The organism is Olleya sp. Hel_I_94 (assembly GCF_007827365.1).
In the GTDB taxonomy this organism is placed as follows: Bacteria; Bacteroidota; Bacteroidia; order Flavobacteriales; family Flavobacteriaceae; genus Olleya.
Genome location: NZ_VISI01000002.1, coordinates 19,685 through 42,293 on the forward strand (window position 1 = coordinate 19,685; position 22,609 = coordinate 42,293).

A 22,609-nucleotide genomic window follows, 5' to 3' on the forward strand; every position below is an offset into this window, starting at 1 on the left:
ACAATTAATGCATATCTCCAAAATCCTCGATTGCATCCTTTTGTACTAAAGTTACTGCTTTTTGTAGAATTAAGTTGTTTGGATAGGTAACTAAATCTCCATTGTCCTGTCTTAAATGTAACTGAAATGCTCTAATATCTTCTATAATAGCTTCAATAGGAGCGTCTTTATCATGTATTTTAATTTTGTCTCCAACTTTATATGGAAATGAAAAAAACATGATTATTCCTGAAGTTATATTACTTAAAATAGACCAAATAGCAAATAGTGCAATACCTATAACTGCAAATACAGATGAAAAAATAACAGCAAGGTCTTTAAATTCTGCTCCAAAAATATAAGCTATAAATAAGATGAATATTAAAAATAGAGTGACTGTTGTATATCGAGAAATTAGTCCGATTCTAGCATCATTAATACCACTTTGTTGACCTATTTTTTTTATAAAAATTTTAAGGACATATCTGATAATAAGAAAGATGACTAATACTACGGACGAGGTAATTAACTCGGATAGAATATTGTCTAAAAACATATGTGAATTTTATTAATTGGTAAAGATAGGTTTTATTCTAACCCTAGTGTTTTTCTTAACTCTAAATCGGTGTTACTTTTTTTGTTCCAATAGTCCGATTGTAGTGTTTTTATTTTAGTTGCTTTAGTTAGATTTCCATTTTGCACTTCTTCCCAACTTTGTATATCGAATGGAAAATTTGGATTGTAATTTATTGTTAGCTTACGGTCTAAATCTTTAATGGTAAGCGTGTATTGTCCTGGCTTGTTTTCCGCGAAAGCGTTATAGGCTTTTAAAGGTGTGTGATTAAGTCTTGTATATTCCAAACTTGGTATAATATTGATGTTTCCGGTAGGTAAACTAGTTGGGTCAATGCGTAGTTGTGTCCAAAGTTGGTTTTCTAAACTGTTTTTTTCTAAGTTGAAGTTTTGATCTGCTTCTCCCTGAAAATAGGAGTGAGAGGTTACTTGAAATTGCTCGCGATTGTTAAGTTGTGTGTAGACGTGTCCACACCATTCTTGTACAGAAGCACTAACTTTTAAAGCGTGTTGGTTATTTGAAACAGGGTAAAACGTGCTTTGCATAATGCTGTATGGATAAATCCCTGTATTAAATTTTTTAGTAGCATTTAGCTTTAGCACATTTATGTTTGATGGATTGCTTTGGTCTGCTTTTACTTGGTCGTTTTTTAAAAAAGGTTCGGTTACAAAAACAAGAACAGCAGTTCCTTTTCTAATTTCGCCATATCTAGATTGCTCTAGTTGGTAAGATGTAATTTCGGCTTGTCCAGAATACCAATAGTCATTAAACTGTTTGTTAGTTTTAAAGGCTGGTAATTTTGCTTTTTCTGTAACGGTTTCAACTTGATTATAAGTTGTTTTTGTATCTGTTTTAGGTTGCTCTTTACAACCTGAAATTAAGAAAACACTAAATATTAATAAGGACGATTTTAAAAATTGCATAGCTAATTATTTAGCCATAAAAATACAACTCTAAAACTCCTCTGCAATAGTATTTAACGTTTCGTAAACAAGATGTGTTGGCATACCAACCACATTAAAAAACGAGCCTTGAATGCTTGTTACACCTATTTGTCCAATCCATTCTTGGATACCATAGGCACCAGCTTTGTCTAATGGTGCATAGGTTTTAATGTAATGCCAAAGCTCTTCTTCTGTAAAGGCTTTAAAAGTAACTTTAGTTGTAGCATTGACTGTTTTTTGGAATTTTTTTGTGCGTATACAAACCGAAGTAATAACCTCATGCGTCTCATCACTTAGTGAGCTAAGCATTTCAAAAGCTTCGTCGCTAGATTTTGGTTTGCCTAACGCTTTACTTTTGTGCCAAACAATAGTGTCACTGGTTACTAGTATTTCATGATTTTTAAGTTCTTCCATAAAAGGAAGCGATTTTAATTCGGCTAGATAATCGCTTATTTGATAATGCAATAAATGATGCGGATAGACTTCTTTAGTTTTTTTTAAACGGACTTCAAAGTCTAAACCTAAATCTCTAAAAAACTGTTGTCTTCTTGGAGATCCTGAAGCTAGTATGATGTGTCTGTCTTTAAGTTTTTCCTTTAGCATAATTTATTTTAATATAAATAAGTAAACAATCATGGATAGCATTCCGCTAAGCATAACTAATTTAAGTAGATTGCTTATTGTTTTGAATTGTGCTTTAGTTTCTGCCGAAAATAACTTGATACTTATATAGACCAAGGGACCAATTACAGCAATAATAAAATAGGCAACCGCAACTTGCCTCATGTAAAGGTAATTAGCTAAATAGTAAATAAGTAATAAGATTAAAAATACAGTTAATCCAAATGCTATGTAACGTGCACGATTTTTGCCTAATACAATAGGTAGGGTTTTAAATTGCATTTTATAATCACCATCTACATCTTGAATATCTTTAACTATCTCTCTGGCTAACGAGATTATAAAAGCAAAAACTGCATAATCAAATAACACCTCAAACATTGAGGATTGTATAAATTGATTTTGAGTGTTTATGGCCGGAAGTAACTCGAATATACCAACTATGACCAAGCTTAATCCTACCAATACGCTAATAATAATGTTACCTACTAATACAATTTGTTGTAAAAAAGTAGCGTAGATGTAAAGTAGTGCTGCAATGATGACAAAAATTGCAAAAAACGTACTATGGTTAATAACATTAGATAGGTAAAAGCCTAAAATAACGCCAATAACGGTAAAGCCCATATAATACATGTAGGCTTTGTCTTCTGGTATGTGCTTGCCAATAATTAATTTGTTTGGTTTGTTAATACTGTCTGCTTCGACATCATAAATATCATTTATAATGTAGCCACCAGCAGCTATAGTTAATGTAGATATTACTAATAAAGCAAACTCAAAAGCAGTTAAAGTGGTATTGACGCCAAAAGCCGGAAACATAGCGTATTTAATTAATATTTGTACTAAAGCAATTAGTAGTAAATTTTTAAATCGAATAAGTTGAAGTAGTTTCAATGTGTTAATTTTCAGGTTGTTTAAGATAATAGTCTTTTTAGCATTGCAATTGCTAAAACAACAATCAAAATTAAGAAGAAAGTGGTCAAAAAAACAACAATTATATTTTTTTGTTTGGCCTGTTTTCTAATTTTATTTTTAATCTGTTGTTTCTCTGCTTCAGAAAGTAATGTTGCAGTAAAGTCCGTTTTAAATTGTTTATGACTTGCTGTGTTTAATTGTTTTTTTATGTTGGAAAACAAAGCTTTTGGATGTTGATTAAATACGGATGCTTGGTTACCTGAACCAATTATCCAAAACCTATATTATGTCTCCTTTTATTATGTTTCAATAGGTGTTAAAAGGTTTGTGCGTCAAAATCACTATCCCATTTGTTTTGTACTTTCATAACTTGCTCAATCACGTCACGTACACAACCTTCACCTCCTAATTTATGAGAGATATATTTTGATACGCGTTTAACTTCTGGGACAGCATCTTGTGGACAACTAGGCATACCTACTAATTTTAAAACAGGTACATCCGGAATGTCATCTCCCATATATAGCACGTTTTCTGCTTTTATTTGGTTGTCGTTTAAATAGGCTTCAAATTGCACTATTTTTTGATGTGCACCTAAATAGACATCTTTTATACCTAAATGATTTAATCGAGTACGTACACCTTCGTTAGTACCACCAGAAATAATACAGACATTATAGCCATGGTTTAACGCCTGCTTCATGGCATAACCATCCTTAACATTCATATGTCTAATCATTTCGCCTGATGTCGTGATAGTAATCATTCCGTTAGTTAAAACACCATCTACGTCAAAAATAAAGGTAGTGATTTGGTGTAGGTATTCTTTGTAACTTTTATCGTCCATGGGTTTTTTTTATCGATTCTGTCATTAATTTATAGATGTCCTCTTGATGTGGATTATCTAATAATTTTAAATGTCTTTTTATTGTTTTTTTATCATTACGTTTTGCAGGTCCTGTTTGTGCCATGTAAGGTGACACTTCTTGTACTTTTCTGGCAGTCTCTGTAATTAATGGTTTTAAAATGTCAAATTCGGCACCATGTTTTTCGGTAATTTCATGTGCAATTCTGTAAATTTGATTAGTAAAATTATTAACAAATACAGCAGCCAAATGTAAAGCAGGTCTTTGTTTAGGGTTAACTTTGTAGGTTATACAACCTAAGCTTTGACCTAAGGTTTCTAATATTTTAAAATCTTTTTTTCGAAGTGTTTCAATGCAGATTGGTACTGTAGCAAAATCCAAATCAACACCTTTGCTAAATGTTTGTAAAGGATAAAAAACACCTCTGTAATGTTTCATGTCAATATCATACAAGCTAGCGCTTCCAGAAGTATGTACCACTAATCTTTTATCAAAAGGTAAGGATGTACTTAAGGCTTCAATAGCATCATCGCTAACAGCAATTAAATAGACGTCTGCATCTACTAAATTTGCGATGTTATCTGTAATATTTACTTCGTTTTTATAAGCGTCAATAGCTTTTTTACTTCTATTGTACCATTGTACAACCTCAATATTTGAAGCGTTTTTAAACCCTTTATATAGGTGTGTGGCTACATTTCCTGCGCCAAGCAAAACTATTTTAATCATGGTGCTAAAATACTAAGAAAATAAAGATTTGAAAGGACAAAAAGGTATCTTTGTTTATCATGAAACAAAAAGAAATTACTAACAGAGACGATGTTAAACTTTTAGTAGATCAATTTTATATAAAAGTTAGAGCAGATACTACTTTAGGTCCTATTTTTAATGCGCTTATTACGGATTGGGACTCCCATTTAGACCACTTGACTACCTTTTGGGAGACTAGTTTATTTATAGGTAAAAAATTAGAGCATAAATATGTAGGCAACCCATTAGAAGCTCATGAAAAAGTAGATAAGGCAGTAAACCATACTATTACCGAACTACATTTTGGATTGTGGTTAAATTTATGGTACGCGACGATTGATCAATTTTTTGAAGGTGAAATTGCGGATAATGCAAAACGTCGCGCTAGAAAGATGGGTACATTTATGTATTTAAAAATTTTTGAGGCAAGACAAAACCTAAAACAGTAATTTTAACACAAGATTTAGATTTTTTTGAGGATTTAAAACCAACAAAAACGATTATCTTTGCACGAGCTAAAAAAGGCCTATTATTATGCAAAATAGAATCGCCAAAATCTTGTTTTCAACACGATTAACTTCTGTATTATTTATTGTATTTGCTGTCGCTATGGCAGTTGGTACAATTTTAGACAGAAACATGGACACTTCTCCAACTCCTTATACACGAAATTTAATCTATAACGCTTGGTGGTTTGAAGCTATTATGGTGTTTTTTATTATCAATTTTGTTGGTAATATTTTTAGATTTAGATTGTTACGTAAAGAAAAATGGGCAACCTTAATATTACACTTAGCTTTTATCTTAATTATACTAGGTGCAGGTATTACAAGATATTTTGGATTTGAAGGTATGATTGCTATTAGAGAAGGAGAGACCGAAAGTGGTTTTTTATCTCAAAAAACATACATTACAGCATACATTGATGGTGATTATATGATTGATGGCGTGCCACAGCGTTTACCCGTTGAAGCTGAGGTAGATTTTTCTGGAAGAATGGAAAATAGCTTTAATTATACTGCACAATATAATAATACACCTGTTGAATTTGAATTAACTGAATATTTTTTGGGTGCTGAAGAAGATGTGGTACCTGATGACGCTGGTGAAAGTTATCTAAAAATAGTAGAAGCTAGAGGTAGTGGACCACATAATCATTTTTTAAAACAAGGAACGGTAGAAAATATCCATAATTTATTAGTCGCTTTAGACAAACCTACAGATGGAGCAGTTAATATTACCACTACAGAAAATGGTTTAATGATACAATCTCCATTTGAAGGAGAATATTTAACTATGGCAACCATGCAACAGGGTCAATTAGTTAAGGACAGTATACAACCCTTAGTTTTACGTTCTAGATATGTTATTGGAGATATGCAATTAGTGTTTCCTAAACCAGTTGTAAAAGGAACTTTTGATATTGTAAAAAAAGCTAGTTTTTTAAAGCAAGATGAAAATGCAGTAGTATTGAATGTGTCTGCTAACGGAGAAACTAAAGAGGTTAAGTTGCTAGGTAGTCAATGGTCTAACAACCGTTTTAAACAAGTAAAAGTAGGAGGTTTGGATATTGCTTTAAAATATGGTTCTAAAGTTTTAGAATTACCTTTTGAAGTTAAACTAAATGATTTTATTGCAGAAAAATATCCTGGTACAGAAAATAATTATTCTTCTTACGAAAGTAAAGTGACTGTAATAGACAAGGAGCAAGGTGATTTTGATTTTCATATTTACATGAATAATATTTTAGACCACAGAGGATATCGTTTTTTTCAAGCCGATTTTGATAAAGATTTAAAAGGAACAATACTATCTGTAAATCATGATTTTTGGGGTACTTGGGTTACTTATGCAGGATACTTTTTACTATACTTTGGTATGATGGCTATCTTGTTTGCTAATCACACTAGATTTAGAGATTTGCAAAATGGCTTAGAAAAAATTAAGAAGAAAAAAACTAAAATGCTAACCATTGCATTTTTAAGTTTAAGCGTATTTGGATTTGCACAAGATCAAGAGCATACTGAAAACGATGGACATGGTCACCAATCCAATACAGTTACAGAGAAGCAAAGACCTAGTAAAGCTCAAATAGATTCTATTTTAAAAGTAAATGTAGCTCCAGAAGCACATGCTAAAAAATTTGGAAGATTAGTTATTCAGGATCTTGATGGTCGTATGATGCCTATTGATACGTATGCGTCAGAGTTAGTTAGAAAATTAACTAAGCATGAAGGTTATGAGGGTTTATCATCAGATCAAGTCTTTTTAAGCATCCTAGAAAGTCCAATGCTATGGTATAATGTCCCAATTATATACTTAGCACCTAAAAAAGCGGATTCTATTAGAGGAATTATTGGATTAGATAAAGACCAAAAATATGCTGCATTATTAGACTTTTTTGACGATAATTTTCAGTATAAATTAGATTCGTATTTAGAAGAAGCATCTGCAGTAAAATCTCAAACAGGAGTACAAAAAGAGTTTATTGAAACCAATCAGCGTATTAATTTATTAAGTAATGCTATTGAAGGACGTTCTCTTAAGATCTTTCCAGTACCAGACGATGAAAACAATACATGGATTTCTCCTTTTGAATATAAAAATGATGGCTACAATCAAAAAATTAAAGATAGTACCTATGGTAGTTTTATAGGTTCTGGTTTTGATTGGTATTTATATACTTTAAATGAAGCTAAAAAAACAGGAGACTTTACTAAATCTGAAAAATTATTAGAAGCATTTAAAACCTCTCAACGAAAAGTTGGAACAAGCGTAATGTTAAGTGAGGATAAGATAAATGCAGAAATTTTATATAACCAATACGATGTGTTTAAAAAACTATTTAGTTGGTATATGTATGCAGGAACATTGCTATTTATCTTACTTATTTGGCAAATCTTTAAAAGTAGCAATAAGTGGTTAGCTAAAAGTGTTACCATATTTAAATTTATCATATTAGGACTATTTGTTATCCATACTTTAGGCTTAATTGCTAGATGGTACATCTCTGGTCATGCACCTTGGAGTGATGCTTATGAGTCTATGATATATGTTGCTTGGGCAACTATGTTTTTTGGACTGGCTTTTGGAAGAAAAAGTGATTTAACCTTGGCATCTACAGCATTTGTAACAGCAATGATTTTAATGATTGCACACTGGAATTGGATGGATCCAGCAATTGCTAACCTTCAGCCTGTATTAAATAGTTATTGGTTAATGATACACGTAGCTGTTATTGTTGCTAGTTATGGTCCATTTACATTAGGTATGATTTTAGGTATTGTGTCATTAGTTTTAATGTTGTTGACCAATAAGGACAATAAATCTAAGATGGATTTAAATATAAAAGAACTAACTATTATTAATGAAATGGCTTTAACCGTTGGTTTGGTCATGCTAACTATAGGTAATTTTCTTGGTGGACAATGGGCTAATGAAAGTTGGGGAAGATATTGGGGTTGGGACCCTAAAGAAACTTGGGCACTTATTAGTATTATGCTTTATGCATTTGTAATCCATATGCGTTTAGTGCCAGGATTACGTGGTAGATGGTTTTTCAACTTAATGTCCATTATAACTTTTGGAAGCATTTTAATGACCTATTTTGGAGTTAATTTTTACTTGTCAGGCTTACATAGTTATGCAAGTGGAGATCAAATAGTAAGCTTCAAATTTATTGGAATAGCGCTTGTAGGTGTCGCTATTTTAGGAGTGTTTTCATACAGGAAGTATGCTAAGTATTATAAAAAATAAACAGTATATATTATTACATAAAAAAAGACTCACTAATTATAGTGAGTCTTTTTTTTTGTATATTAAATTAAGCATTATCCTTAATTAGAATTTAGTGCTATTTGCTTAACTATAACTTCAGTATCTGTTGTAATGTGTAGTATTAAGTTTTTGTCATTTGTGTTAAGCGGAATATTTATTTTGTTGTTGTTTGCCTTTTCTATGGTTTTTAAAGCTATTCCCTTATAATTATAAACAGTAATATTTTTGACTTTCGCGTTATTTTCAAATTTCAAATTTAATTGGTTAGTATTTGCATCGTAGCTAAGATTTATGCTTTTTGTAGTTGCGTTGTTGTCAAGTTTTGGAGGATTTTCATTACTTCCTAAAGCATTAAAACTATCAATGATAATATCTTCATTATTGGTGTCTATATCTAATATTTCAGGTTCTTCAAATGCAATGTAAAAACGGTCTGTGTAATCTCCAGCGTCAATAATACCAGTAAAAGGCGTGTCGTTAATATTAGTATAAGTATTAAGCAAAGCGTCATATATGTATACATTAATATCTGTATTAAAGTTTTCTAAGCTAGATAAGGTAATACTTGCTTCTCCAGATACTTCATTGTATAATCCAAAAAGATATTGACTAGTATTTTGAAATTGCCCTACACCTTGGATTACATATCTATTGGAGTCTATTAACCAATTTAAATCATTAGTAAAAGGAGAATATACAGCAGCATCGTAACCATAATCAACACCATCCGTAGCAGCATTGTCTGACGTAAAGGCTAATACAAGTTCTCTTGAGGCTCCATTTGGCGCATTGTAGTCTAATCTAATGATTTGTATTGAGTTTGCGTTTGTCGTTGTATTGCTATTGTTAGCAAAAGTGTAACTTGTGATTAAAAGTAGGGTTAGTAGGGCGATTTTTTTCATAATAAGGGATATTAATCAGTTAATAGGTTAAATTCTTAGACCAATATAGTTATACTGTTAAAAAACAACTATTAAATGCGTATTTATTCGTTTAAATGCATTTTAAAACTGTTAATTTGGTTTTTTTATCGACAAAATACACTTTTAAACCGTTTAAAGTGTTTAATTTTTAGTTGTGAGTTATTCTTTTTGTTTTCACTTTAATATTTTATTAACTTGTTAAAAATTATAAATCACATTAATGAACTATATTAAAAACTTTGGCTTAAGTAACATTTTACTACTTATTTTGTGTCTAGCAATTATATTGATTGCCGAGTATTTATTTTTAAAAGGAGAGCAACTACATGGTATTTTTATTTGTTTATGGGCACCAACTCTTTTAGGTGTAATGATATATGTAAAACTTGTAAACAATGGAAGGAAATAGTATTGTATTTTGGTTTTCTATTATCGTATTTTTTTGTGTCTTTGCATGGGCTTTAGTTATGATTAGAGCTTACAATAAAACAACTAAGGATTAAATAAAGTTTACAAATGAAATTTTTAAGAGAGTTTAAAGAATTTGCTGTAAAAGGCAACATGATGGATATGGCTATAGGTATAATTATAGGTGCATCTTTCAATAAAGTAATTGATGTTTTAGTCAAAAAAGTTTTTTTACCACCATTATCATTATTAACTGATGGTTTAAATTTTCAGAATAAGCGCTATATTTTAAGAAATGAGATTGTAAGCAATGATGGTGTGGTTACTAGTCAAGAAGTAGCTGTATATTATGGCGAATTGTTTGAGGTTGTATTAGACTTTTTAATTGTTGGTTTAACGGTATTTATAGTTGTTAAAGCTATGAATAGGTTAAAGGATAAATCACACGACACCAAAAATAAAACAGTTAAAACACCTAAGGATATCGAGTTGTTATCAAGATTATCCGATTTAATGGAAGAGCAAAATGCACTTTTAAAAGCTTCAAAAAAATAAGATATGCCTAAGCCTAAAGGTCAAAAAAACACAAAAAACAAAGCCAAACATTCTAAGTTAATGGCTAAAAAGATTAATAAAAAGAAAAAGGAAGAAGCCACAAGAAAAGAAAAACTTAAAGCTATTGTAAATAGTCAAATAAATAATAAATAAAAAAGAGCCAATTAATATTGGCTCTTTTTTTTATAATTTGATTAAAGATTTTTCAATATTTAAATCACTTAATATTTTATTCGTAAAACTATAATGTCCTTTAGTTGTAATAATTTTAAAACGATAGTCTTTCATTCTGGTAACTACGTCTAATAGTCGCCATTTTGTTTTTAATAGTTTAGGTTTTTCGCTTTTTAAGCCTAATTCAAAAAAATATTTTTTGGTACGCTTATAAGCTGTAATGTCAGGTGTGATAACTAAGCTGTTTTTCTTTTTAATAAAAGATTTAGGCGATTCATATCCATCTAAATCCGCTTTAATATTTTCATACCCTAAAAACTTTAAATGTTTAATAGATTGTTTTAAAATGTCTTCGTGTGCTTCTTTATCTTGTGCTATCATAATCAATAAGATACAAAAAAAAGGATAGATTTTAGTTAAGGACTAGTTAAAGCTACTTATTAAGTTTTAATATTAGTAAGCCTAGTATTATATAGTCAATTTTAAAATCAGTAATTTAGTAGTCTTAAAGTGTTAACAAAATGAAATTAGAAAATCAAGGTTTAAATACCATTTGTACGCATGTTGGTGAAGTGCCAGATGAGCAATTTAAAGGCGCAATATCTCCAATTTATTTATCATCTTCTTATCAATTTATGGATGTAGATGTTAAACGTTACCCAAGGTATTTTAATACACCCAATCAAGAATATTTGGCAAAAAAAATAGCAGCTTTAGAACATACAGAAACAGCTATGATATTTGGCTCTGGTATGGCAGCTATTAGCCACATGTTTTTAGCGTTTTTAAAATCAGGAGATCATATTGTGGTTCAAAATACCTTATATGGTGGAACATCTAATTTTATTAGAGAAGAATTTCCTAAATTAAATATAGAGTTCACTTTTACAAATGGTTATAAAGTTGAAGACTTTGAAGCAGCAATACAACCAAATACTAAGTTGATTCATATCGAAACACCTTCAAATCCCTTGCTTACCATTACAGATATTAAAGCAATTGCCAATTTAGGTAAACAAAAAAACATTGTAACAAGTATAGATAATACGTTTGCAAGTCCAGTAAATCAAAACCCAATAGATTTTGGTATTGATTTAGTAATGCACTCGGCAACTAAATATTTTGGAGGTCATAGTGATATTTGTGCAGGAGCAGTAGCAGGAAGTAAAGATCATTTAGATAAAATATGGAATGTATCTAAAAATTATGGAGGTAGTTTAAGCGATTTTACGGTTTGGATGTTGGAGCGTAGCATGAAAACTATGGGTTTACGTGTAAAAGCACAAACTAAAAATGCTAACAAATTAGCAAAATGGTTAGATAAACAAACATTTGTTAAACAAGTGTATTATCCAGGCTTAAAAAGTCACCCAGAACATAAGTTAGCAAAATCTCAAATGAAGGGCTTTGGAGCTATGTTATCTTTTGAACTTATAGATAATATAAATTCTGATCAATTCATGAAGCAATTACAGTTAATTAAAGCTTCTATGAGTTTAGCAGGTATAGAAAGCACAATGTTATCTCCAACACAAACATCACACTCGTTATTAACACCAGAACAACGTTTAGAAATTGGTATATCAGACGGACTTATTCGTTTTTCTTTAGGAATAGAAGAGGCTAAAGATTTAAAAGCAGATATAAAACAAGCAGTGGAAGCAACCATAAAATAATCAACTCATAATATTTTCAATAAATATATTTTGCATAAAAAAAACAAACATACCGACGATTACGATTTTGATCAGCTATCACTGGTTTACACAGACTTAGAGCCCTTCATTTTTACAAATGCCAATAACAAAAAAACTATTGATTTTGCTAACCCTAAAGCAGTAAAGGCTTTAAATGCAGCATTATTAAAATCTCATTATGATGTAGCGTTTTGGGATTTTCCTGATCACTTTTTGTGTCCTCCAATTCCTGGACGTGTAGATTACATACACCACATTTCAGATTTATTAGAGCGTTCTAAATTAACAGAAAATATAACTGTTATGGACATTGGTACAGGTGCAAATTGTATTTATCCTTTATTAGGTAATGCAGCGTATGATTGGAGTTATATAGGTGTGGATAGTAATGATGACGCCTTAAAAGCTGCTCAAAATATCATTGACAAAAATAACTTACAAGACCAAATTAAACTTAAAAAACAAAATGACGATGCACATGTGTTGTCAGGTGTTTTAAGTGAAACAGATATGGTAACAGTAACCATGTGTAATCCTCCATTTTTTAAAAATGAAGCTGATGCATTAAAGGCTACAACAAGTAAACTAAAAGGACTTGGAAAGCCCACAGACCAAATGGTCAGAAACTTTGCTGGACAAGCACATGAATTATGGTACAAAGGTGGAGAAAAAGCTTTTTTGCATAATTATTTATACGAAAGCTCTTTATTAAAAACTGCAAGTTTTTGGTACACAAGTTTAGTGTCTAACAAGGATAATGTAAAAACAATAAACCAATCACTTAAAAAGCTAGGTGCTACAGCTGTTTTAACAATAGGAATGAATATTGGAAACAAAAAAAGTAGAATTGTTGCTTGGACATTTTTAGATGAACAACAAAAAGAAGATTGGAATAAAAATTAAGTTATAATGAAAGTAGATATACTAGCATTTGGTGCACATCCAGATGATGTAGAGTTAGGCGCAGGAGCGACAATAGCAAAAGAGGTCGCTAACGGTAAAACTGTAGCTATCGTTGACCTAACTAAAGGAGAGTTAGGAACACGTGGTACAGAGTTGACCAGAAAGGCAGAAGCAGAAGAAGCTAAAAATATATTAGGAGTAGCTTATCGAGAAAATCTAGGTTTTGCAGATGGTTTTTTTGTTAACGACAAACAGCACCAACTAGAAATTATAAAAATGATACGAAAGTATCAACCAGAGATTATATTATGCAATGCAATTGATGATAGACACATTGATCATGGAAAAGGGAGTAAGTTAGTTAGTGACGCTTGTTTTTTAAGTGGTTTAATTAAAATTGAAACTATAGTTAATGGTATGCCTCAAAAACAATGGAGACCAAAGCAAGTTTACCATTACATACAATGGAAAAATATAGAACCAGATTTTGTTGTAGACGTCTCAGATTACATGGATGTTAAGATGAAAAGTGTATTAGCCTATAAAACTCAGTTTTTTGATCCTAATAGTAAAGAACCAGAAACACCTATTTCTAGCAAAAACTTTACAGATAGCGTAAAATATAGAGCAAATGATTTAGGAAGACTAATAAATGTTGATTACGCAGAAGGCTATAATGTAGAGCGTTACGTCGCTGTGGAAAGTTTATTTGATTTAAAGTAAAAAATTTTAAAAAAAAGGTTTGGAATAACTACTAAATAAATTACCTTTGCACACGCATTATTAAATGTGCACAAATGGTGGTTGTAGCTCAGCTGGTTAGAGCGTCGGTTTGTGGTACCGAAAGTCGCCGGTTCGAACCCGGTCTTCCACCCAAAAGCAAAAAGCTTCTCTAAATTTAGAGAAGCTTTTTTTGTGCTTTTTATTTTAAGTATAAGTGAATGTGTTTAGACTTTTATAATTAATAACTTCAAAAGATAATACATAAAAAAAAGTCCTGTAAAATTACAGGACTTTTTTTATGTTGTTATTCAGCTTTATCAACTATAATTCTTGATGATCTATTGGCTAGTTCCCAAGCAGTATAAAATACTAATCGAGTTCTGTTTTCTAATAAATCGTATTCTATCTTATCTGGTGTATCACTTGGTCTATGGTAATCATCGTGCGTTCCGTTAAAGTAAAATATAACTGGAATATTATTTTTAGCAAAATTATAATGATCAGATCTGTAGTAAAATCTGTTAGGATCATTATCATCATTATAAGTATAATCTAATTCTACCTTAGCATACTTTGTATTCATCTCTTCAGAGATCTCATGAAGCTCTGTGCTTAATTTATCACTACCAATTAAGTAGATGTAATTACGGTCTCCTGTTTTACGTTTAGGGTCAACACGACCTATCATATCTATATTTAAATTAGCAACAGTGTTAGCTAATGGAAAAATAGGATCGTTATCTGTATAATGCTGACTTCCTAATAAGCCTTTTTCTTCACCAGTTACATTTAAAAATACTATAGATCGTTTTGGACCATGTCCATCTTTTTTAGCTTTAGCAAAAGCTTCTGCAATTTCTAAGACAGCTACAGTACCAGAACCATCATCATCTGCGCCATTATAAACTTCTCCATCTTTTACACCTTCGTGGTCTAAGTGAGCAGATACCACAATATACTCATCTGGTTTTTCCGTACCTCTAATTATAGCAGCAACATTCTCAGAAGATAAATCTTTAGAGTTATTAGTAAAGTCTAAATCTAAGTTAGCTTTAACTATCTTATTTTTAAATGAAGCATCAAAAGTTCTTACATCTTCATTAAAAATAGCTTTAGTCGTTTCAGTATTGACTAAAAAGTAAAACATGTCTTTATCATTGCCAGCTAAAGTCATTCTACCACTAGAAGCTCCAAAACGTAGTGCAGCCATAGCAAAGACTTCTGGGTTATAATATAAAACAGCTTTTGCTCCTTTTTTTTTAGCTAAATCGCGTTTTAATGCAAATTCTTGTCTAAAATTAGACCAATTTGAAGACTCTTTAGTTCCTGATATTACATATGTACCATCACTATTTTTAGGTTCTCCGCTTACAAAAAAGACAACTTTACCTTTTATGTCTATGTTGTCGTAGTTAGAAAATTTATCATCTTCAATACCGTAACCTAAATTTACAATTTCAGTAGCTTTTAATTTGCTTGTTTCCATTGGGTTGATAGAAACAAAATCCTCTAAATTTTTTAATGACTTTTCATTAATAGTTAATGCAACATCTGGCTTAGATTGCACCTTTAATGGTACATCTTGAAAATAGTTTCCATCGCTTTTTGCAGCTGGAACACCATATTTAATGTAATGTTCTTTTAAAAAGTTGATTGCTTTTTTCTGTCCTTCAGCACCAGTTTCTCTACCTTCAAATTCATCAGATGCAAAAGTGTACAATGATGTTTTTAGGTCTTCTTGTGTGATTGTTTGTCCGTAGACAACAGGATCTACAACTTTAGTGCTTGTTTCGCTGCCTTTCTGAGAGCTTCCACAGGCCACAAATAATAAACTTAATGTGGCGATTGAGAATGTTGATTTCATTAATGGTAAATGATTTAAGTAGTTATACCTTCAAAAATACAAGAAAAATTAACTTAATATTAAGTTTACCTTGATTTTAAGATATAATTAGGAAACTATAAATCGTCACGTTTTACAAAGTTGACTTGCTAATTTTGCAAATGTCAGTTTTTCTAAAAATTAATGGAATAAACATTTATGATTACAGCCTAGCTGTATATTTTGCAGAATAAATTAAGTGTAAAAAATATATTTTTTACACTTAATTGAATAAACACTAATATGTAAGTGGATAATACTTATTATTAGTGTTTTTATAAGCTAGATTTATATCCATTTAACATTTTAAATCAAATGGAATTAATCTAATATTTTTACTTAATCAATAATGATTAAATCTTCTAATTCTTCTTTAGCTTCTTCTTGTCTTTGTTGTTCAAGTTCTTTCAACTCTTTTGTATCTCCGACTTCTTTAACACTAAAAATAGATTTATAGGTTGCAAGTGCTAGAGCTATTATAGTTATTAAAAAAACAACTTGTATGACATGTGTTGGTTCTTGATTTTTCTTGGATTTAAAAAATGCTAATAGTCCAAAAGCAAGTGCAAGGATAGCTGGAATAAACGATAATTTATATAGTGGTAAGACTGAAAGAATTACAGCTAATACAGCAAAAATTAATCCTAATATTATACTTATTTTTCTCATGATGTTAGTTTTTTAATCCAGTCGCAGATTTTATTTTTAACTCACCACTTCCAACAGCTATTTTAAATTTAGCATACACAGGTATTTTGTTGTCGTCAGCAGTTAACCAAAGTAAATTGGCATTGTTTCCTTTTAAAAAGTTGTTACCTGCAACGCTAATGGCTAGTTTATAACATTCTTTTTTACCAATAGCAGTATTAATAGTTTCTTTAGCAAGTAAAGTAAAGCTAAGTTTGGTCATTTTATTATCAAATAAGACTGTAAAAGAGTCTGAAGCACCTATTGGAGCTTTATTGATATCTAAGGTTCTAATTTTATAAATCGTAGAGACAATATCTCTAGTATTTCCATTTATTTTTACATTATTATTTTGATCCCAAAAACCTGTTTTAGTTTTTTTAGTCTTTTTTCTAATTAAGCTTTCTACAAGATTAGCTTTATGGTTGTACTTATATTTTACAAATTTGTAATAACCACCTTCATTAATCTCTCTGTTATATAAATACGGAGTGACAGTTCTAGGGTTTACATAGCTTTCATATAGATCTCTAATTTTAAAATAACTATCAAAATCACTATAGGTAGTGGCAGTACATTTTAAATGTAATAAAGTTGCGCTACTAGTCTTCATTTCGCTAGTTTCCATCTTAACTTCTGCTATATCTGTTAATATTCCAGACATATTGTAAGAGGCAGCAAAAGTTAACTTTTCTCCAGCTTTAAAAGCTTTATTATCTTGAGCTTGCAAAAAACTGAAGGTTACAAATGCTAGTAATAATGTTAATTTAAATTTCATAAAAAGGTTATTTATTTGTCAAAGATATAACTTAACATTAATTGTGCCGAAATTATTGTCCTAATTTAATATAGTTGTTAAACCTTTTGAAAACCATGCTACTGTATTAGTCTATTTTGTACTTTTGTGACGTGATTAAAAAAGCGTTACATAAAATAGGATCTGCATTAATGGCATTAGTGGTGTTGTTGTCAACACTGTCTTTTACTGTTGAAAGCCATTATTGCGGAGATCATTTAGTAGATGTTGCTGTTTTTACCAAAGCAAAAAAATGCGGTACTCCTGTGGATACTGATAAAAACGTGGTTTTAAAAAAATCATGTTGTAAGGATGTTGTTAAAATTATTAAAGGTCAAGACCAACTAAAGTTAAATAGTTTTAACGATTTAGATGTTGCTAATCAATTTTTGATAACCTCTTTTGTTTTTACTTATTTTCATTTGTTTGAAAGTCTTCCAAAACAAATCATTCCACATAAAAATTATTCTCCTCCCAACTTGGTTATAGATTACCAGGTACTTCACGACGTATTTGTTATTTGATAAAAGGCTTTAATTATTTCGCTTAAGCGGAAATTATTTAAAGTTAATTTTATTAAATCATATTTATAATGACACATATTTATAAAGTTACAGGTATGACCTGTAATGGCTGTAAAGCTTCGGTAGAGAAGTCTTTACAATCTTTAAAAGCAGTTGTAGATGTTTCAGTTAATTTAGAGCAATCTGAGGCTGAAATAGACATGACTGAACATATTTCAATTAAACAATTACAAGACGTATTATCAGATAAGTTTCAAATAAGCGAAGTAAATACTTCTAAAAACCTATTTGATTCTGTTGCTAGTGATCAACATGATAAAAGTCAACTAAGACAACTGTTTCCGTTGTTTTTAATCTTCGGTTATATAACAACTGTTGCTATTTTACTAAATCTTAAAGCTTGGGAGTTGTCTAACTTTATGTTAGATTTTATGGGCTTATTTTATTTAGTATTTAGTTTTTTTAAATTCTTAGACTTAAAAGGGTTTCCTGAAAGTTTTAAAATGTACGACCCATTAGCTAAGGCTATTCCTAAGTATGGTTTAGTTTATCCATTTATCGAGCTGATTTTAGGTTTGTTATTTATTGCTAGAATTCAGATTCCGTTAGCCTTAATTATCACAATAGTTGTTTTAGGTATCACAACGTTTGGTGTAATTAAAACTTTGCTAGATAAAAAAACTATTCAATGTGCTTGCTTAGGGACAACGCTTAAACTACCAATGACTAAAGCGACCTTTATAGAAAACACCATTATGATACTTATGGCGGTTTGGATGTTAATTAAAATCTATAATTAGTTATGAAAAAATTATTGATACTATTTAGCTTTTTTCCAATACTTCTAATCGCACAAGAAAACTTAACAGGTACCATTTATGACGCTAGTCAAGGTGATGCAAAACAACCTTTATTTGGTGCTAATCTAATTTGGTCTGGCACTAGTGTAGGTACAGCTACAGATATTGATGGTAATTTTAGTTTGCCATTTGTAGAGAGTACTAATGATTTGATAATAAGTTATGTTGGGTTTAAATCTGACACAATAACTATAACGTCTTCAAATCCAATTAAACATGTTTTAGAGCCTACCAACAACCTTGATGAAGTTTTTGTGCAATCCAGAAAGGTAGCGACTTCAAGATCTTATTTAAAAGCTCAAAACACACTATTGGTAAGTAGTGACGAGCTTTTAAAAGCTGCTTGTTGTAATCTGTCGGAAAGCTTTGAAACTAACCCATCCATTGATGTCAATTTTAGTGATGCTGTTACAGGTACCAAACAAATAAAAATGCTAGGTCTTTCTAGTCCTTATATATTAATTGCTACAGAAAATATTCCTGCAATTAGAGGTGCTTCTCAAGCTTTTGGTCTTAGTTTTATTCCGGGTACTTGGGTAGAAAGTATTCAAATTACTAAAGGCGCAGGAAGTGTGGTTAATGGATTTGAAAGTATAGCTGGTCAGATTAATGCAGAGTTAGTTAAGCCTTCAACAGACAATAAATTTTTTGTTAATTTATATGGTGCAAGTAGTACACGATTAGAATTAAATACGCATTTTAATACTAAAATTAGTGATAAAGTTAGTACTGGTTTGTATTTGCATGGTAATACACATCAAGAAAAACATGATGTAAACAACGACGGATTTTTAGACATGCCTTTATATAATCAGGTAAATGTTATGAATCGTTGGCAATATACTAATCCAGAAAAAGGGTTAGTAACATTTGTTAATTTAAGGTATTTGGATGATAGTAAACAGTCAGGTCAACTTAACTTTAATCCTGATACAGATAAACTAACCACTAATGCTTGGGGAAGCGAGATAGATACAAAACGCTATGAGATTTCTACTAAGTTAGGGTATGTAAATCCAGAAATACCTTGGCAAAGTTTAGGTGTACAATTTGCTTTTAGTAATCATAAACAAGAATCTTATTTTGGTTTAAATGAATATAATATTGAACATACCAGTATATATTCTAACATTATTTATAACTCAATTATAGACGACTCTAGGCACAAGATTAAAACTGGTATAAATTACACTTATGATGATTACAATGAGTATGCTATTCAACAAGATTTTGAAAGAACTGAACGTTCTTTTGGTGGGTTTTTTGAATATTCGTTTGACGATTTAGAATACTTTACCATGACTGCAGGTCTGCGTGTGGATACTCATAATTTGTTAGGCGAGTTTATTACACCAAGACTACATATGCGATATTCACCTTGGAGTAAGTCTGCAATCAGAGCCTCTGTAGGTAGAGGTAAGCGTAGTGCTAATATATTTACTGAAAATCAAAATTTATTTGCCTCTTCGCGTGAATTTTCAATTTTAAATACCAACGGAACCATTTATGGTTTAGATCCAGAAATAGCATGGAACTATGGTGTATCTTATTTACAAGGGTTTAACCTTTTTGGAAGACAAGCCGATGTGACTTTAGATTTTTACCGTACAGATTTTCAAAATCAAGTTGTTGTTGATTTAGAGAATAGTCAAGAAGTAAATTTTTATAATTTAGAAGGAGATAGCTATGCTAATAGTTTTCAGGCCGAATTTAACTACAACGTATTTGAGCATTTTAATTTAAGGACTGCTTATAAATATTACGATGTAAAAACACAGTATAAATCAGGAAAGTTAATTAAGCCACTTACACCTAAACATAGGTTGTTTGCTAACGCTTCGTATGAAACCATTATTAAAAATAATAGTAACTGGAAGTTTGATTTAACCTATAACTGGTTAAGCGAGCAAAGGTTTCCTTCAACATTAAATAATCCTATTCAATATAAAATAGAGGATTATTCTAAGTCAATCGGAACTTTAAACGCACAAATAACTAGAGTGTTTTCTCCAAAATTCGAAGTATATTTAGGAGGAGAAAACATTACAAATTTAAGACAGGATAATCCTATAATTAGTGCAGACAATCCATTTGGAACAAGATTTGATACCAACTTTGTATATGGACCAATATTTGGTAGCATGTATTATGCAGGATTAAGATATAAATTAAAATAAAACCAATATAAAATGAAAAAACTAGTATTAGTATTAATAATGATTGCATCAACAGTAAGTTTTGCACAAGACAAAAACAAAAGAGAAAGTTTAGAAGTTGATGGTGTTTGCATGATGTGCAAATCAAGAATCGAAAAAGCATGTTTTAAAACCAAAGGTGTTAAAAGTGCTATTTGGAATGTCGAAACGCATGAGTTAAAATTAATTTTTGACGAAAATAAAACAAGTTTAAAAACTATCGAGCAAAATGTATTAGCTGTAGGTCATGATACAAAAGACTATAAAGCAACAGATGAAGCTTATGGTTCTGTGCATGATTGTTGTAAATACAGGGATGAAGAGGTTAAGGATGATCACAAAAATGATTAATCATAATTAATTGAAATAAAAAAAACGCCTGCAATTTGCAGGCGTTTTTTTATTACTTATTTAGTAATGTATAATTTTACTTATTAATTAAACCTAATAACTCAGTTTCCATCATAACATCAAACATATTAGCTTTAGGGTTAACAATTATAGCATTTTTGTCTACTATAAATATTTTGTTAACGGGTTTAAGTGACAGAAGTTCAATTGCATCCTCAACGTTTTCAAAATGATACTCGTTGGTTAAACTAAAGTTATTACGTCGTAAAATTTCGGCTTGCTCTCTGCTACTTATTTTATTAATAGAAATAGCAATAATATCAAACTCAGGGTATTTTTTTTGAAGATCGTTTGCACGCTCATGAGAAACTTTTAAGTGATATCTATCTTTAGCATCCCAAAAATAAATGATGGATGGTTTAGTAATAATATCCTTTAAGTGTTTAGTTTCTTCATTTTTATTAATCACCATTAAATCAGGAATCACTTGACCTGGCTTTAAAAGTTTATAAGAGTTGACTAGCTTAGTCGCTTTAAATTTTTGTTCATTATTAGTGCTTTTTGCTTGAAACGATTTTAATAACGTATCATAATCATCTACACTTTTTGAAGCATTAATAAACTTAATCATGTTGTAATATAACAATCTGTTTTTAATAAAGGTGTCAGATACCTTTTGCTCTATTAATGATAGCTTATCTAAATTATAATCTAGAGATTGGTTGTTGTAAGTATCGTCTTGTGAGTGTTTAAAGTGCTCTTGTAAGGCTATGTTGTTAAAATGAAACCTTAAAAAGGATACATAAGGTCTGTAATCTTTTAATAGCTTGTTGTTATAATCAATATCAGATCTAAAGTCAAAAAAGTCACTTGGTAGATTGTTAAAAATAGCTTCTTCATTTTGGCTATAATTAATAAACGGATAGGCTTCTTTACTATAATAATAATTGTAATCTATATTGGCTCTAGCATAAGCATCAAAAAGCTCAGTAGTTTTATGCTTGTCATTAAATTTGGAAAGCTTATCTAATTTATTTTGTCTAATTTGAGAAAGCTTAGCTTCAAATGCTTTAGGTTCTAATTGACTTATTTTTAAAATTTCTTGTTCTTGTTGTTCTGTTTCTAAAAACAAATCCATCAGGTAATTGTTTTCCTTTTCTCCAATACCATTAAAAACTAAAGACTCATCAAATTCCTTAGTATTAACTCTTACCATAATACTATCTAGAGGCTGTATTAAAAAGGACTGAGACTCTTTACCATCGTAAAAACTAAATAATCCAGGCTCAAAGTCATCAAAAACATATTTAAAACGATTATTACTATCTAAAAACACTGTATCAATAATCTCAGAAGATTTAAAAATGATAATATAATTGGTGCTTGGGTTAATAATTTCGCCTCCAAAAAATGCAGTATTATCCTTTAATGTCTTCTTATCTTTTTTACAAGAAAACATGACGCTAGAGCAAAGTAAAAGATAAATAAATAGTCTTGTATAC

General features: G+C 30.5%; 23 protein-coding genes and 1 tRNA gene. 12 read left to right on the top strand and 12 right to left on the bottom strand.

All coding sequences use genetic code 11. The features are described from left to right. Positions 1-4 precede the first annotated feature (4 nt). The 6 genes from JM82_RS03140 to JM82_RS03165 form a co-directional block, all read right to left on the bottom strand. Complete coding sequence (locus JM82_RS03140) at positions 5-535, bottom strand: mechanosensitive ion channel domain-containing protein (protein WP_145001150.1); 531 nt, start codon at positions 533-535, stop codon at positions 5-7. A 32-nt stretch (positions 536-567) separates the two neighbouring features. After that, positions 568-1,476 carry a septum formation inhibitor Maf gene (locus JM82_RS03145; protein ID WP_145001152.1) on the bottom strand — a complete coding sequence of 303 codons (909 nt, stop codon included), beginning with the start codon at positions 1,474-1,476 and terminating at the stop codon, positions 568-570. Positions 1,477-1,506: 30 nt separating this feature from the next. After that, the gene (locus JM82_RS03150; RefSeq protein ID WP_145001154.1) at positions 1,507-2,100 is read right to left on the bottom strand and encodes a Maf family protein; all 594 of its coding nucleotides are present in this window, start codon (positions 2,098-2,100) and stop codon (positions 1,507-1,509) included. 3 nt (positions 2,101-2,103) lie between these two features. Then, positions 2,104-3,015 (bottom strand): geranylgeranylglycerol-phosphate geranylgeranyltransferase, encoded by a 912-nt coding sequence (locus tag JM82_RS03155; RefSeq protein WP_145001156.1) that lies wholly within the window; start codon positions 3,013-3,015, stop codon positions 2,104-2,106. Positions 3,016-3,352: 337 nt separating this feature from the next. Beyond that, entirely contained in the window at positions 3,353-3,883 is a 531-nt protein-coding gene (locus JM82_RS03160; RefSeq protein WP_028282940.1) for a KdsC family phosphatase, read from the bottom strand. After that, a complete protein-coding gene (locus tag JM82_RS03165; protein ID WP_145001158.1) occupies positions 3,873-4,631 on the bottom strand; it encodes a Rossmann-like and DUF2520 domain-containing protein in 759 nt (252 codons plus the stop codon). Before JM82_RS03165 ends, JM82_RS03160 begins: the two co-directional genes overlap by 11 nt. 59 nt (positions 4,632-4,690) lie before the next feature. On the opposite strand from JM82_RS03165, the gene JM82_RS03170 reads away from it, so the two are divergent. Continuing rightward, on the top strand, positions 4,691-5,101 hold the full coding sequence (locus JM82_RS03170; protein ID WP_145001160.1) for a group III truncated hemoglobin: 411 nt from the start codon (positions 4,691-4,693) through the stop codon (positions 5,099-5,101). Between the two features lie 85 nt (positions 5,102-5,186). Then, a complete protein-coding gene (gene ccsA / locus JM82_RS03175; protein WP_145001162.1) occupies positions 5,187-8,408 on the top strand; it encodes a cytochrome c biogenesis protein CcsA in 3,222 nt (1,073 codons plus the stop codon). Positions 8,409-8,488: 80 nt separating this feature from the next. On the opposite strand, the gene JM82_RS03180 is transcribed toward ccsA, so the two are convergent. Beyond that, a complete protein-coding gene (locus JM82_RS03180; RefSeq protein ID WP_145001164.1) occupies positions 8,489-9,331 on the bottom strand; it encodes a hypothetical protein in 843 nt (280 codons plus the stop codon). 537 nt (positions 9,332-9,868) lie between these two features. Between JM82_RS03180 and mscL the strand changes: the two genes are divergently transcribed. Together mscL and JM82_RS16285 are read left to right on the top strand one after the other, a co-directional pair. Then, positions 9,869-10,315: a large conductance mechanosensitive channel protein MscL gene (gene mscL / locus JM82_RS03190; RefSeq protein ID WP_145001168.1), complete on the top strand. Its 447-nt coding sequence runs from the start codon at positions 9,869-9,871 to the stop codon at positions 10,313-10,315. Positions 10,316-10,318: 3 nt separating this feature from the next. Continuing rightward, positions 10,319-10,468: a hypothetical protein gene (locus JM82_RS16285; protein WP_186439172.1), complete on the top strand. Its 150-nt coding sequence runs from the start codon at positions 10,319-10,321 to the stop codon at positions 10,466-10,468. Between the two features lie 30 nt (positions 10,469-10,498). Here JM82_RS16285 and JM82_RS03195 read toward each other — a convergent pair whose 3' ends face one another. After that, a complete protein-coding gene (locus JM82_RS03195) occupies positions 10,499-10,870 on the bottom strand; it encodes a hypothetical protein (RefSeq protein WP_145001170.1) in 372 nt (123 codons plus the stop codon). A 140-nt stretch (positions 10,871-11,010) separates the two neighbouring features. On the opposite strand from JM82_RS03195, the gene JM82_RS03200 reads away from it, so the two are divergent. The 4 genes from JM82_RS03200 to JM82_RS03215 all read left to right on the top strand — a co-directional run bounded on the left by JM82_RS03200 (position 11,011) and on the right by JM82_RS03215 (position 13,964). Further along, positions 11,011-12,165 carry a trans-sulfuration enzyme family protein gene (locus JM82_RS03200; protein ID WP_145001173.1) on the top strand — a complete coding sequence of 385 codons (1,155 nt, stop codon included), beginning with the start codon at positions 11,011-11,013 and terminating at the stop codon, positions 12,163-12,165. A 30-nt stretch (positions 12,166-12,195) separates the two neighbouring features. After that, the gene (gene rlmF, locus JM82_RS03205) at positions 12,196-13,089 is read left to right on the top strand and encodes a 23S rRNA (adenine(1618)-N(6))-methyltransferase RlmF (RefSeq protein WP_145001175.1); all 894 of its coding nucleotides are present in this window, start codon (positions 12,196-12,198) and stop codon (positions 13,087-13,089) included. A 6-nt stretch (positions 13,090-13,095) separates the two neighbouring features. Next, entirely contained in the window at positions 13,096-13,812 is a 717-nt protein-coding gene (gene bshB1 / locus JM82_RS03210) for a bacillithiol biosynthesis deacetylase BshB1 (RefSeq protein WP_145001177.1), read from the top strand. Positions 13,813-13,888: 76 nt separating this feature from the next. After that, a tRNA-His gene (locus tag JM82_RS03215) sits at positions 13,889-13,964 on the top strand. Positions 13,965-14,116: 152 nt separating this feature from the next. Here the strand turns inward: JM82_RS03215 and JM82_RS03220 are convergent. From JM82_RS03220 to JM82_RS03230, 3 genes are all read right to left on the bottom strand, one after another. Beyond that, positions 14,117-15,676, bottom strand: a complete 1,560-nt coding sequence (locus tag JM82_RS03220; RefSeq protein WP_145001179.1) for a M28 family peptidase — start codon at positions 15,674-15,676, stop codon at positions 14,117-14,119. A 357-nt stretch (positions 15,677-16,033) separates the two neighbouring features. Then, positions 16,034-16,363, bottom strand: coding sequence for an FUSC family protein (locus JM82_RS03225; RefSeq protein WP_099569002.1), 330 nt, complete (start codon positions 16,361-16,363; stop codon positions 16,034-16,036). Between the two features lie 4 nt (positions 16,364-16,367). Beyond that, positions 16,368-17,159: a DUF3108 domain-containing protein gene (locus tag JM82_RS03230; protein ID WP_145001181.1), complete on the bottom strand. Its 792-nt coding sequence runs from the start codon at positions 17,157-17,159 to the stop codon at positions 16,368-16,370. A gap of 131 nt (positions 17,160-17,290) precedes the next feature. Between JM82_RS03230 and JM82_RS03235 the strand changes: the two genes are divergently transcribed. The 4 genes from JM82_RS03235 to JM82_RS03250 all read left to right on the top strand — a co-directional run bounded on the left by JM82_RS03235 (position 17,291) and on the right by JM82_RS03250 (position 21,107). Continuing rightward, positions 17,291-17,701, top strand: a complete 411-nt coding sequence (locus JM82_RS03235) for an HYC_CC_PP family protein (RefSeq protein WP_261375282.1) — start codon at positions 17,291-17,293, stop codon at positions 17,699-17,701. A 68-nt stretch (positions 17,702-17,769) separates the two neighbouring features. Further along, positions 17,770-18,501: a heavy-metal-associated domain-containing protein gene (locus tag JM82_RS03240; RefSeq protein ID WP_145001183.1), complete on the top strand. Its 732-nt coding sequence runs from the start codon at positions 17,770-17,772 to the stop codon at positions 18,499-18,501. 2 nt (positions 18,502-18,503) lie between these two features. Further along, positions 18,504-20,738, top strand: a complete 2,235-nt coding sequence (locus JM82_RS03245; RefSeq protein WP_145001185.1) for a TonB-dependent receptor — start codon at positions 18,504-18,506, stop codon at positions 20,736-20,738. A gap of 12 nt (positions 20,739-20,750) precedes the next feature. Next, on the top strand, positions 20,751-21,107 hold the full coding sequence (locus tag JM82_RS03250; RefSeq protein WP_145001187.1) for a heavy-metal-associated domain-containing protein: 357 nt from the start codon (positions 20,751-20,753) through the stop codon (positions 21,105-21,107). Positions 21,108-21,183: 76 nt separating this feature from the next. Here the strand turns inward: JM82_RS03250 and JM82_RS03255 are convergent, their stop codons facing one another. Then, the gene (locus JM82_RS03255) at positions 21,184-22,566 is read right to left on the bottom strand and encodes a hypothetical protein (RefSeq protein ID WP_145001189.1); all 1,383 of its coding nucleotides are present in this window, start codon (positions 22,564-22,566) and stop codon (positions 21,184-21,186) included. Between the last annotated feature and the right edge of the window lie 43 nt (positions 22,567-22,609).